Raw genomic sequence first — 11,996 nt, 5'->3', positions numbered from 1 at the left:
CGACCGGTCACGGCTGGCAGCCGCCCGGTGGGCCGTCGGCTGGTCGCCCGTCGAGCAGCTGGGTGAGTCCGGCCAGCCAGAGCAGCTCGTGCAGCGCCGGCGGGGCGACGACCCGCAGTGCCCGGCCGTGGCGACGGGCGAGGAGGGTCAGTCGGGCGACCGTCTCGACCAGGACGGCGTCCACCCCCTCGACGGCGGACGCGTCCAGGACGACAGGCGGGCTGGTGTGGTCACGGAGCAGTGCCTCCAGCCGTCCGCACAGCTCGGGCAGGGCCGCCCGGTGCAGCAGCGCGGGCAGCCTGAGCACGGAGCCGCCGCCGCCCGCGGCCGGGAGTGGCGGCGGGGCTGAGGTGTCGTCGGGCATGACCGGGCCTCCCGTCCGCGGGGGAGCAGATGGCTTGCCCACCGGCGCCACCTGTCCACAGACAGAGACCGCCGGGCCACCGGGAACTCATCGGCCCTCGGCCCTCGGCCCTCAGCCCTCAGCACCCAGCCCCAGTCCTCAGCCGCAGCGCCCTGCTCCCAGCCCGCCCGCGGCCGCCGAGCCGCACTGTGCATACGGGCTCAGGCGTCGAAGAGATCCTGTTCGAGGCCGGCGGTGAGCCAGTCCGCGTAGAACTCGCCGGTGACCTGCTCCAACAGGGCGATGTCCTCGACGAAGGAGGGCAGGATGGCGGCCCGCTGCGCGGGGGTGATCGTGGGCCGGCCACCCCGTTGGCGCTGCAGGGCCCGTAGCAGCGGTTTGTGGACCGTCGTCCGAACCCGGGGTGGGAAGTGGTGGCCGATCCGCCCGCCGGTGCGCAGCACGGCCCGCAGACCGGCGTTGACCAAGGTGTCGGCGACGTAAGGGGTCACGTTCTCGGACGGGACGGCGTCCAGCAGCCCGGTCTGCACGCCGAGGAAGTCGCACACCCGGTCCAGCGTCCGTACGGGGGAGTCCCGCAGGTCGCGGTAACGCAGCAGCAGGACCTGCTCGCGGCCGAACAGGGTGAGCAGGTGCTCCAGCTGACGCCCGTAGAGCCCCTGCCCGACGTAGTGCCAGAAGTGGGCCCAGCCGTCGGCGCGGCGGCGTTCCTCCAGCGCGCAGGCCCGGACGAAGTCGCGCTCGGGCTCCAGGCCCGCGGCCCACAGGTGCGTCCAGTTGGAATGGGCGCGGTCGACGGGGTTGCGCAGCATCACGATCAGCTTCGCCTTCGGGACGAGCCGGCGGATGCGGTTCTGCGCGTCCAGGTCATACAGATAGAACGGCGTCGCCTCTCCACACAGCGCCTCGGCGGGCGCGGGCGCGAACAGGGCCTCGTAGTCCGTGCGGCGCCAGACGTGCTCCTGGTAGGTCTGGGCGTCGCCGGGGCCGCCGCGGGCGGGCGGCGGCCCGTCGGACAGGAAGAACTTGGGCTCCTTCACCCGCGACAGGTACAGCTCGGGGTGGCGGCTGAGTGCGGCGTGCATGGCGGTGGTGCCGGCCTTGGGCACCCCGAGCACGAAGAAGTCGGGCAGGGACATCGGTCGTAACGCTCCCAGGGGCCGACGTGGCGGTGGCAGGCACCGCGGTGACCAGGCCGGAGCAGCATAAGTACTTTCTCGATCGGAAAACACCGAAAACACCGATCCCGTGGCGGACGACGCAGCGGGCCCGGCTCCGGCGAGCCGGCCACGTGGACCGGGCGGCTGGACCGGGCGGTGGGATGAGGGCGGGGCGCGGGGTCCGCGGCGTCCAACGGCGGTTGTCTACCGGCTAAGTAGGATGCGGCGCGTGGTGACGTACGAGACCGGCCAGACCGCCCCGGACATCCCTCTGCCAACCCAGGACCGCGCCGTGACGGTGGTGGCGCCGCCCGGTGACGGCCCGGGCTACTGGGCGGGAGCRCCGAGCGCCGTCCTCGCGGATGGCGTGTTCTACCTCGCCTACCGGCTGCGGCGTCCCGTCGGGCACGGCCGCGGGTACGCGGTGATGATCGCCAGTTCGGTCGACGGCGAACAGTTCACACCGCTCCAGCGGATCAACCGGGACGACTTCCCCGCGGAGTCGCTGGAGCGGCCGGCACTGGTGCGCACCCCGGACGGCCGCTGGCGGCTCTACGTGAGCTGCGCCACGCCTGGCAGCCCGCACTGGTGGGTCGACGTCCTGGAGGCGGACACCCCCGACGGGTTCGACCCGGCCACGCGGCGGACCGTCCTGCCCGGTGACCGGGCGACGGCGGTGAAGGACCCGGTCGTCGTCTGGCATGACGGGCAGTGGCATCTGTGGGCGTCCTGCCACCTGCTGGACGACCCCGCCGCGACCGACCGCATGGACAGCCGTTACGCGACCAGCCCCGACGGCATGTCCTGGACGTGGCGGGGCACCGCGCTCGCGCCGCGGGCCGGCGCCTGGGACGCCCGCGGCGTGCGCATCGCCTCGGTCGTCGTCGGCTCCGACGGCGGCACCTTCGCCTACTACGACGGCCGGGCCAACGCGGCGGAGAACTGGTCCGAGCGCACCGGTCTCGCGGTAGGCACCTTCGAACGGTTCGAACCGGTCGGGGACGGGCCGGCGGCGGTCTCGCCGCACGGCGGCGCGCTACGGTACGTCAGCGCGGTGGCACTCCCCGGCGGCGGCTACCGGCTCTACTACGAGCAGGCCCGCGCCGACGGGTCCCACGAGCTGCGCACCGAGGTGTACCCACCGCGCTGATCCAGCGCCGCGACCGACCGGGGGCCCGCCGCCGTGCCGTCAGCGCCAGCGTCGCCCGGCCCGACCACGCCCGCTGGGCCCAGCACCCCGCCTGGCGTCACCACGCCGGCCGGTCCGACGGCGCGTCAGCGGCTGGGGGACTGGCTGCTCGCCGGGTCCGAGCAGGCCCGCCGGCACAGCGGCCCGCACGCCCAGCCCGAACCCGAGCACCAGCGTCACCACTGGCTGCGGGTCATGTGCCTGACCGGAGTGGACTACTTCTCCACCCTCGGCTATCAGCCCGGTATCGCCCTGCTCGCGGCCGGCGCGCTGAGTCCCGTCGCGACCGCGGTGCTCGTCGTGGTGACCCTGTGCGGTGCCCTGCCGGTCTACCGCCGGGTGGCGGTGGAGAGTCCGCGCGGCGAGGGCTCGATCGCCATGCTCGAGAAGCACCTTTCCTGGTGGAAGGGAAAGCTCCTGGTCCTGGTGCTGCTCGGCTTCGCCTGCACCGACTTCCTGATCACGATCACGCTCTCGGCGGCGGACGCCTCCGCCCACCTCCTCGAGAACCCGTACGCACCGGACGTCTTCGCCGGCCACCATGTCGCGCTGACGCTCGTGCTGCTCGCGGCACTCGCCGCCGTGTTCCTGCGCGGGTTCACCGAGGCGGTGGGCATCGCGACCGTCCTGGTCGCGGTCTACCTCGTCCTGAGCCTGACCGTGATCTCGGTGTCGCTGGTCAAGGTCGTGAGCCATCCCTCCCTGCTCGGGGACTGGCACCGGCTGCTCGTCGCCGAGCACCCGAACCCGGCGGCGATGGTGGGCGTCGCGCTGATCGTCTTCCCGAAGCTCGCGCTCGGGCTCTCCGGCTTCGAGACGGGTGTGGCGGTGATGCCGCTGATCCGCGGCGCGCCCGGCGACACGGAGGACCGGCCCGCCGGGCGGATCCTCGGCGCCCGGCGGCTGCTCACCACGGCGGCGCTGATCATGGCGGTGCTGTTGCTCTCCAGCAGCCTCGCGACCGCCGTCCTGGTTCCGGAGCGGCTCGCCGAGCCGGGCGGCCCGGCGAACGGACGGGCGCTGGCCTACCTCGCCCACCAGGAGCTGGGCAACGTGTTCGGCACCGTCTACGACGTCAGTACGATCGCCATCCTGTGGTTCGCCGGGGCGTCGGCGATGGCCGGTCTGCTCAACCTGGTGCCGCGCTACCTGCCCCGGTACGGCATGGCACCGCACTGGGCCCGCGCGATCCGTCCGCTCGTTCTCGTGTTCACCGCGGTGGGGTTCGTGGTGACCATCGTCTTCGATGCCAGCGTGGACAAACAGGGAGGCGCCTACGCCACCGGTGTGCTGGTGCTGATCACCTCGGCATCGGTCGCGGTCACCCTCTCCGCGTCCCGCCGCAGTGACCGGCGGGCCACCGGAGTCTTCGGTGTGATCTCCGCGGTGTTCGTCTACACGACCGTCGCCAACATCATCGAGCGGCCGGACGGACTGATCATCGGGTCGATCTTCATCGTGACGATCCTGGTGGTGTCGTTCCTGTCCCGGGCCGTGAGGTCGTTCGAGCTGCGGGTGACCGGCGTCGAACTCGACCCGACGGCCGCCCGCTGGGTGGCGGAGGCGTCGCGGGCCGGGCCGCTGCACCTGGTCGCCAACGAGTTCGACACCGGTGACGCCGCCGAGTACGCGGACAAGGCCAGCAAGGCCCACGAGCAGCTGCATGTGCCGGGCGCCCAGCATCTGCTGTTCCTGGAGGTGGACGTCCTGGACTCGTCGGAGTTCGAGAGCGAACTCACCGTCCACGGCCGTCAGCGGCATGGGTACCGCATCCTGCGGCTGACCAGCGCCTCGGTACCGAACGCGATCGCGGCGCTGCTCCTGCACCTGCGGGACATGACGGGCGCTCGGCCGCACGTGTACTTCGAGTGGTCCGAGGGTAACCCGGTGCAGAACCTGGTCCGTTTCGTGTTCATCGGTGTCGGGGAGGTGGCCTTCACCACCCGCGAGATCCTGCGGGAGGCCGAGCCGGATCCGGAGCGCCGCCCGTTCGTGCACGTCGGCTGACCGCGATCCGTAACCTCGTGCATCGTGGCATCTGACGCGCACGATCCGAAGCGGTCACCGCCCGGGAGCGGCCACGGGTCCGGGAAGCACCACGGGTCCGGGAAGCACCACGGGTCCGGGACGCACCACGGGTCCGGCAGTGGCTGGCTGCGTCCCRCCGTCTTCGGCGCGATGGACGGACTGGTCAGCAACGTCGCGCTGATCAGCGGCTTCGCCGGCGGCGCCGCGGCGCCGCCGGCGGTGATCCTGGCCGGCCTCGCGGGCCTGGCCTCCGGCGCCTTCTCGATGGCGACCGGGGAGTACACCTCGGTCCGGTCCCAGAACGAGGCGATGCGGGCCCAGATCGAGGTCGAGCGCCGAGAACTCGAGCTGTACCCACAGGCCGAGCAGGCGGAGCTGGCGGCGTTCTTCCGTGGGCAGGGGGTGGAGGCGCGGACCGCCGACGCGGTGGCCCGGCAGCTGGGCCGCAGCCCCGACAGTGCGTTGCGGGCCCACGTCCAGAGCGAGCTGGGTCTCGACCCGGACGAGCTCCCGTCGCCGCTCGCCGCCGCCGTGGCGTCGTTCAGTGCGTTCGCGCTCGGGGCGCTGATCCCGGTGACGCCGTATCTGCTCGGGTTCGCCTCGTTCGCCGCAGCCGCGCTGCTCGCGGGCCTCGCGCTGTTCCTCCTGGGTGTCGCCGTCAGCCGGTTCACCGACCGATCGGCGCTCTACAGCGGTGCCCGCCAGCTCCTGCTGGGCTTCACGGCCGCCGCGGCCACCTACGGCGTCGGCGTGCTCGTCAACGCGTCCGTCGGCTGACCCCGGCCGGGTCGCCGGTCGGGCACGGACTGGCTTCGGACACGGACTGGCTGTGGAGAGAACAGGCTGTGGGGAGGACAGGCCTCACGCCTGATGGGCTGGCTGCGCAGGGACGGGTGCCGCGCCGGCTGATGCCCGGCCCGGCCACCCGTCCCGCGAGCTGTCAGGCGAAGGCCTGCTCCAGCTCGGTGCGCAGCACCCGGCGCAGCAGCTTGCCGTTCTCGTTGAACGGCAGCTCGGTGCGGAACTGGATGTGCTCCGGCGTGCGGCTGGAGCGCAGCTTGGCCCGCACGTGGCGCTGCAGCTCCTCCTCGGTCACGTCGCCCGTGACGACGACGGCCGCGACGACCTGCTCGCCCCAGTCCCGGTGCGGAATGCCGACGACCGCGGCCTCCTCGACAGCCGGATGGTCGATCAGGACGGCCTCGATCTCACCCGGCGACATGTTCTCGCCGCCGCGCACGATGACGTCGTCCAGCCGGCCGTGCACGTACAGGTAGCCGCCCGCGTCGAGGTGACCTTCGTCGCGGGTCGGGAACCAGCCGTCGTTCTCGATCCGGCCGATGCCGAGGTACTCGCCGGACACCTGCCCGCCGCGGACCCAGATCTCCCCGTGCTCACCGGTCGGCACCTCGACGCCGGCGGCGTCGCGGATCGAGACCTCCAGGCTGGGCAGCGGACGTCCGACGGAGCCGAGGCGCGCCCGCACCTCCGGGTCGTCACTGCTGATCGCGGCCTGGTGGTCGTCGGGGCCGAGCACGGCGATGGTGCTGGACGTCTCGGTGAGCCCGTAGGCGTTCACGAACCCGACGTGCGGCAGCATCGTCACGGCGCGTTCGATCACCGGCAGCGGCATCGGGCCACCGCCGTAGGAGATCGAGCGCAGCGAGGGCAGGCCCTGCCCGTCGGCCTCGATGACGTCGAGAATCCGGCCGAGCATGGTGGGCACGACCATCGCGTGGGTGACCGCCTCCGCCCGGACCAGGTCGACCCAGGCCCGCGGCTCGAAGCTCTCCAGCTGGACGATGCGACGCCCCGAGTAGGTGGACGAGCACGCGGCCGACACACCGGCGATGTGGTACGGCGGCACGCTGACGATCGCGACCTCGTCCTCGGCGGAGCCGGCGAACTCGACCGTGGTGATCACGTACTCGGTCAGGTTGCGGTGGCGCAGGACGGCCGCCTTCGGCTCGCCGGTGGTGCCGCTGGTGAACAGCAGCACGGCGATGTCCTCGGCGTCGCCGCCCCAGCCGTCCGCCTCCTTCGCCTCGGGATCCGCCCCGATGGCGAGCAGCTCGTCCCGGGTGATCAGATGGATGCCGTCGATCTCCCCGAGGCGCTCGGCGACGCCGGCCCCGACGACGACCGTCGCGGGGGCGGTGCGGGTGACGATCGCCCGCAGCTGCTCGTCCGCCAGCCGGTAGTTGATCGGCACGAACGGCTTGCCCGCGATCGCCGACCCGAACAGCGTCAGCGCCACGGCGGGGGAGTTCAGGTCGATCAGGCCGACACGGTCGCCGGGCAGGGTTTGCAGAGCGGCGCCGATCCGACGGGCCCGGTGCGCGAGCTCGGCAAAGGTGAGCCCGCCCACGCGGGGCCCGAGGGCGATGCGGTCGGCCAGGCCGTCCGCCGCCATCTCCAGCAGCATCCCGAGGTGCATGTGCGTTCCCGCCCGTCAGTCAGAGGAGGGGAGCGGCTTGGCGTCCTTCAGCGGCAGTGGCACCTCGCCGATCGACAGCGAGCCAGCACCACCCTTCGTGGCCAGCAGCTCCAGGCCCGACTCGGGGTCGGCGAACCGCTTCCCCAGCGGCGTGCCGCCGGAGAACGCCGGGTCGAGAGTCAGCCCGGCGGGAACCTCCGCGCCGACCTCCACCACCGGCTGCCCACCGCAGCGCAGGTCGATCGGGCCGGACGATGGCTTGACTATGATCACCTCGGTGTCGCACACCGTGGACTTGTAACGCGTACCCGGCTTGACCAGGGTGCTCACCCGTGTGACCTCCTCGATCGGGCGTCCCGCCGTGCACTGTGCGGGTGGTCCGTGCGTGGGACAGGCCAACAGGTTATGCGTGTTCTGTACATCACGCGCGATGTCGCTGCACGCGACAGCATGACCCCCCGGGGTGACTGACCTGGTCGAACAGCGGCGGTCGGACGGCGGCTACGACGGGGCCTGGCCCGCCGGGCCGGCCGCGGGCGTGGCGGGCGGGCGGAGCCGGGTGCGCTCGAGTGCCGTCGCGACCAGGTCGACGATCCCCGCGACGGGGCGGCCGCGGTCCATCCCGACCAGGGCTTCGGGCAGCTGCTCGACCAGCGCGAAGAACGCGATGCTCGCCACCTGCGAGTCGAGCGGGTGCGGCAACCGGCCGGCCCCGACGAGACCGCCGTACCCGGTGCGCAGCCGCTCGCCCACCGCGGCCCGGGCCGCCTCCAGCCGCGGATGCTGCGGCTGCTGGTCGAGCCAGATCCGGGTCACGCCGAGGTAACGCAACGCGAAGGTGACGACGTCGGTCAGCCAGCTTCGCAGCGCCAGCGGATCAGGAGTGGTGGCCGAACCGGCCCGGCACATCCGGTCGTCGAGTTCGGAGATCGTACGGAGTGCCTGGTCGCTCAGCGCGACCAGCAGGTCGAGTTTTTCGTCGAAATACTTGTAGAAGGTTCCACGGGCGTAGCCGGCGATCGAGACGACGTCATCCACCGAGCATTGGTGGTAACCCTTTTCGGTAAAGCACTCGACGCCCGCGTCGAGCAGTCGGCCGACCGTGGCGGAGGCACGGCTGCTGAGTGCCGCGAACCTGTCCTCGGGCGGCGGTGGGAGGACCGCGGGGCGAAGCGGTGCGGCCGGCGGCGCCGACCAGAGGCGTTCACCGGTGCTGGGCGGCCGCGGCGCCGGAATATCGCGCCCCAGCTGGGCGAAAACGGTCGGCGGGGTCTGCGGGAAAAGAAGGAGCTGGACGATCACGGCCAGGCTGTCGGTCAGCTGCTCCGCACCGATCACACCGGCGGCGCCGGCCCGGGGGGAAGAACCGCCCATGCCCGCGGCGCCGGCCGCGGAGCCAGGTGTGGTGCCGGCAGGGCCGCCGGCGCCGGCGTGGCCGCCAGACCGCCCGCTGCGCGCCGCCGGGCCGGCGTGCCTCGCGTAGTTACAGGCGTTCACCAGCGTCGTCAGCATGACGGCCGCATCCGCGGGGTCGATGCCAGACACCCCGGAGGAGGCCAGCCGGCGGGCGATCCGCTCGTGGTAGTCGGCCAGGAAGCGGCTGGCCATGTCCGGGATGGACGTGCCGGGAGAGCTGATGTTCGCCCACTGGACGAACATCGTGGCGTACTTGTCGTAGACCCAGGCCCACTCGCCGAGCCACCAGTGCAGATTGTCGAACCCGAGCTCGGTGGGTTCCAGCGGKCCGATCCGGCGGACCACCCGCATGAGCGCGGTTCCGCATTCCTGGAGCAGCTCGACGAAGATCTGCTCCTTGCTCTCGAAATACTGATAGAGCGTGGCACGGGACACACCGGCAGCTGTGGCGATGTCATCCACCGACGTGCCGTGGAAGCCCTGGGTCTCGAATAGCGCCAGTGCCGTCTCCACGACGCGTGCGCGTGTGCGTGAACCGCGCGTCCCGACCACCGGACTGGTCGGCCCGTAGCTCGCTCGTCGAAGGATCTCGTTCTCGGACATCCATGTCAGAGTATGCGAACAGGCGGCGTCGCATTCACTTCCGCGCGGCCGGGTGCTCACGTCCGCCGGAAAGTGGAATTGGTCGTGTGCGGACGCAGGCGCGGATGGCCGGGGTGYGGGCAGACGGGTGGTGGGCCCGGAGTCCAGGTGCGCTACGAAATGTCGCCGCCGTGACCGTTGGAGCCCTGCGCATGACCCGGTCCGGAGCCGGTTCCGGCGTCCGGTCCGAGACCCGAGCCGCGGCCCGCGCCGACGCCCGCGGBGGCCGGTGCGGTGGCTCGGGTGACCCCGGTCTCCTCCCACGACCCGGCCCGGCGGGCTGTCACGAAGTAACCCTCGACCGGCAGCGCGGCGGAGATCGACCGGTCCAGGCCGGCGGCGATCCGGGTGAACGGGGTCTCCCGCCCGCGCCAGCCGTGCGCGCCCAGCCATGCGGGTGACTCYCCTTCGAGCCCGCCCTTCCACAGGTCGGCGAACTGGCCCATCGGGGAGCTCCGCCGGATCTGGTCGAGCATGCCCCCCGGCAGGTTCCTCGCGTCCTCCAGCGCGAACCGGCTGGACGGCGCGGAGAGGTCGGTGATCTCGGCCAGCAGCCGCTCGGCCTGGTCCTCCGCCAGATACGCGAGGATGCCCTCCGCCAACCATGCGGTCGGCTCGGTGGGACGAAAGCCAGCCCGGAGCAGCCGGTCGACCCAGTCCTCGGTCAGGTCGGCGGGGACGGCATGGCGCTCGCACCGGGGTCGGACTCCGGTCCCGGCAAGCACCCGCTCCTTGAAGGACATCATGGTCGGCTGGTCCAGCTCGAACAGCCGTGTCCCGGCCGGCCAGGGCAACCGGAAGGCACGGCTGTCGAGGCCGGCCGCCAGGATCACCACCTGCCGGCAGCCCGCGGCGGCCGCGGCGGTCAGCTCGTCGTCGAAGAAGCGGGTGCGGACGATCATGTAGGTGCTCATGGTCTCGACCAGGTCGGCGGCCCCGTCGGCCTCGTCAGCCCGCGCGGCGCCGGGGATGGGTACCGCGTCGCCGGCGGCGTCCACGAAGGACCGCGCGAGCCAGTCGTCGAACAGGCGGTCCGGCTGGCAGCTCGCCTCGGCCCTGATCCAGGCCGTCGCGAGCGCTGTCTGGCCCACGCCCTGAGGAACCTCGTCCATGTACTGAAGGTCCATGTACCGAAAGTAGTCGCATGTTCTCGGATGGTGGTGGCGCCTGGTGGCTTCGTCCCGGACATGCGCTTTGTCGTCCCGGGCTCCCGCCCGCAACGATGCGGCCGGCCGGCCGGGCAGCGGCCATCCGGCCCCGCACCGGACCGCCGGACGGCGGATCGGGCGCCGGCCGCACGAACCACCCGAACACGGCGACCGACACTGCCCGCGCCGGGCGGCCCGCGCCTACGGTGGCCCCGTACCCACGCAGAGCCGTCCCCGCGCGCCACCCGGCGGGCGGGCTGCGGACCGCACGACCACGGACCACACGACCACGGACCACACGACCACGGAGGCCGTCATGACGCGGACCGACGCCCCTGCCCCGGCGCCCACCGACCTGGGCGGCATCCCGGGGCAGGACATCCCGCGCGACCACGCCGGCTTCGGCGTCCTCACCTTCGACATCTGCCTGCGGCTTGTCGGCGGGGAGCGGATCGGCCGGGTCGCCTTCTCCGCCGACGGCGAGGTCCTCGTGCTGCCCGTGAACTTCATCGTGGACGGGAACACCATCGCGTTCCGTTCCCGGGTGGGCTCGAAGCTGTCCGCGGCGACCAACCACAGCACCGTCGCCTTCGAGGTGGACGGGTACGACCCCACCGTCCGTGTCGGCTGGAGCGTGCTGATGAACGGCTACGCCGAGGCGGTCCGCGACGACGCCGAGATCGCGCGGCTGGAGGCATCCGGCCTGGCTCCGTGGGCGGCGAATCTCGAGCGGCCGACCTGGGTCCGCATCCACTGGGACTCGGTCTCCGGCCGGACGACGACCCCCGGCCCCTCCACCGGGAGCCGCTGAGCCGCCGGCTTCAGACGGTGCTGACGCTGCCGTCCGGGGACTGCCCGATGTGCCGGCAGGTCGTGATGCCCTGCTGGTAGCCGAGGGAGAACGACTGCGCGCGCTGCGCCGGGGTGCCGTGGGCGTCCGGTGCCGACGAGCCCTCCTGGTCGAACCAGCCGCCGCGGGTGTCGCCGAGGCTGTAGAACAGCATCGAGCCGTTCACCGCCTCGTTCGAGGTGAGCCGGCCGGCGTCGACGGCGTACCGGGCCTGGCTGCCCGCGTGGCAGTCGGCCTGGTTCTCCTCGGCGCGGGACACCGGCCCAAGCGTCCCGCTGAGCTTGTCCGCGCGGTGGCCCAGCTCATGCATGATCACGAACGCAGGGTAGGACGGCCCACCGGTCTGGGAGAGCTGGGCCATGAAGTCCATGCTGTAGGCCACGGTGTCGTCCAGCGTGCAGTACAGGGCGTTGTCGGCGAAGACCCGCGGATCGTCGACGCCCTCGGCGCAGGCGATCGCCGGGATCTCGCCGTTGCGGTAGGGGACGTAGTGCGGCTGGCTCCAGGACGTCCCGAGCTGGCCGCGCCAGTAGCCGTTGACCGAACCCGGGCAGTCCGCCGGCTCGGTGATCAGCGTGGTGACGTCCTCGTTGGACTCGATCCGACCCCCGCACGCCGTACCCGGGGTCTGCGCCTGCGCCACCGCACCCGTCCCCGGCGGGAGGCCCGTCCAGCTCGCAAACAGAAGGATGAACAGGGCGAATACGGCCACAAAGGCCCTTCTGGCGCGCACGACGGTCACCGTAAAGGCCGAAGTGCGGC

Annotated in this window: 11 protein-coding genes; 4 read left to right on the top strand and 7 right to left on the bottom strand. The window is 72.3% G+C overall.

The features are described from left to right. Nucleotides 1-7: 7 nt before the first annotated feature. Together CC117_RS10710 and CC117_RS10705 are read right to left on the bottom strand one after the other, a co-directional pair. Nucleotides 8-364, bottom strand: coding sequence for an STAS domain-containing protein (locus CC117_RS10710; protein WP_071083575.1), 357 nt, complete (start codon nucleotides 362-364; stop codon nucleotides 8-10). 200 nt (nucleotides 365-564) lie between these two features. Beyond that, nucleotides 565-1,503: a sulfotransferase family protein gene (locus CC117_RS10705; protein ID WP_071083574.1), complete on the bottom strand. Its 939-nt coding sequence runs from the start codon at nucleotides 1,501-1,503 to the stop codon at nucleotides 565-567. A 250-nt stretch (nucleotides 1,504-1,753) separates the two neighbouring features. Between CC117_RS10705 and CC117_RS10700 the strand changes: the two genes are divergently transcribed. From CC117_RS10700 to CC117_RS10690, 3 genes are all read left to right on the top strand, one after another. Then, nucleotides 1,754-2,674: a glycoside hydrolase family protein gene (locus CC117_RS10700; protein ID WP_116287752.1), complete on the top strand. Its 921-nt coding sequence runs from the start codon at nucleotides 1,754-1,756 to the stop codon at nucleotides 2,672-2,674. Nucleotides 2,675-2,806: 132 nt separating this feature from the next. Next, a complete protein-coding gene (locus CC117_RS10695; RefSeq protein ID WP_071083635.1) occupies nucleotides 2,807-4,720 on the top strand; it encodes an APC family permease in 1,914 nt (637 codons plus the stop codon). A 147-nt stretch (nucleotides 4,721-4,867) separates the two neighbouring features. Beyond that, a complete protein-coding gene (locus CC117_RS10690) occupies nucleotides 4,868-5,518 on the top strand; it encodes a VIT1/CCC1 transporter family protein (protein WP_241830007.1) in 651 nt (216 codons plus the stop codon). Between the two features lie 163 nt (nucleotides 5,519-5,681). Here the strand turns inward: CC117_RS10690 and CC117_RS10685 are convergent, their stop codons facing one another. The 4 genes from CC117_RS10685 to CC117_RS10670 all read right to left on the bottom strand — a co-directional run bounded on the left by CC117_RS10685 (nucleotide 5,682) and on the right by CC117_RS10670 (nucleotide 10,348). Next, on the bottom strand, nucleotides 5,682-7,178 hold the full coding sequence (locus CC117_RS10685) for a class I adenylate-forming enzyme family protein (RefSeq protein ID WP_071083571.1): 1,497 nt from the start codon (nucleotides 7,176-7,178) through the stop codon (nucleotides 5,682-5,684). 15 nt (nucleotides 7,179-7,193) lie between these two features. Further along, nucleotides 7,194-7,508 carry a hypothetical protein gene (locus CC117_RS10680; protein WP_071083570.1) on the bottom strand — a complete coding sequence of 105 codons (315 nt, stop codon included), beginning with the start codon at nucleotides 7,506-7,508 and terminating at the stop codon, nucleotides 7,194-7,196. 171 nt (nucleotides 7,509-7,679) lie between these two features. Next, entirely contained in the window at nucleotides 7,680-9,107 is a 1,428-nt protein-coding gene (locus tag CC117_RS10675) for a TetR/AcrR family transcriptional regulator (protein ID WP_116287760.1), read from the bottom strand. A gap of 242 nt (nucleotides 9,108-9,349) precedes the next feature. Then, nucleotides 9,350-10,348 carry an SAM-dependent methyltransferase gene (locus CC117_RS10670; protein WP_071083568.1) on the bottom strand — a complete coding sequence of 333 codons (999 nt, stop codon included), beginning with the start codon at nucleotides 10,346-10,348 and terminating at the stop codon, nucleotides 9,350-9,352. Nucleotides 10,349-10,700: 352 nt separating this feature from the next. Here CC117_RS10670 and CC117_RS10665 point away from each other — a divergent pair, with 352 nt between their 5' ends. Beyond that, entirely contained in the window at nucleotides 10,701-11,195 is a 495-nt protein-coding gene (locus tag CC117_RS10665) for a pyridoxamine 5'-phosphate oxidase family protein (protein ID WP_071083633.1), read from the top strand. Between the two features lie 10 nt (nucleotides 11,196-11,205). Here the strand turns inward: CC117_RS10665 and CC117_RS10660 are convergent, their stop codons facing one another. After that, nucleotides 11,206-11,967 carry a neutral zinc metallopeptidase gene (locus tag CC117_RS10660; protein WP_241829995.1) on the bottom strand — a complete coding sequence of 254 codons (762 nt, stop codon included), beginning with the start codon at nucleotides 11,965-11,967 and terminating at the stop codon, nucleotides 11,206-11,208. Nucleotides 11,968-11,996 lie beyond the last annotated feature (29 nt).

Origin of the sequence: Parafrankia colletiae (assembly GCF_001854655.1) — a bacterium.
GTDB lineage: Bacteria > Actinomycetota > Actinomycetes > Frankiales > Frankiaceae > Parafrankia > Parafrankia colletiae.
This window is presented reverse-complemented; position numbering and strand designations above follow the sequence as displayed.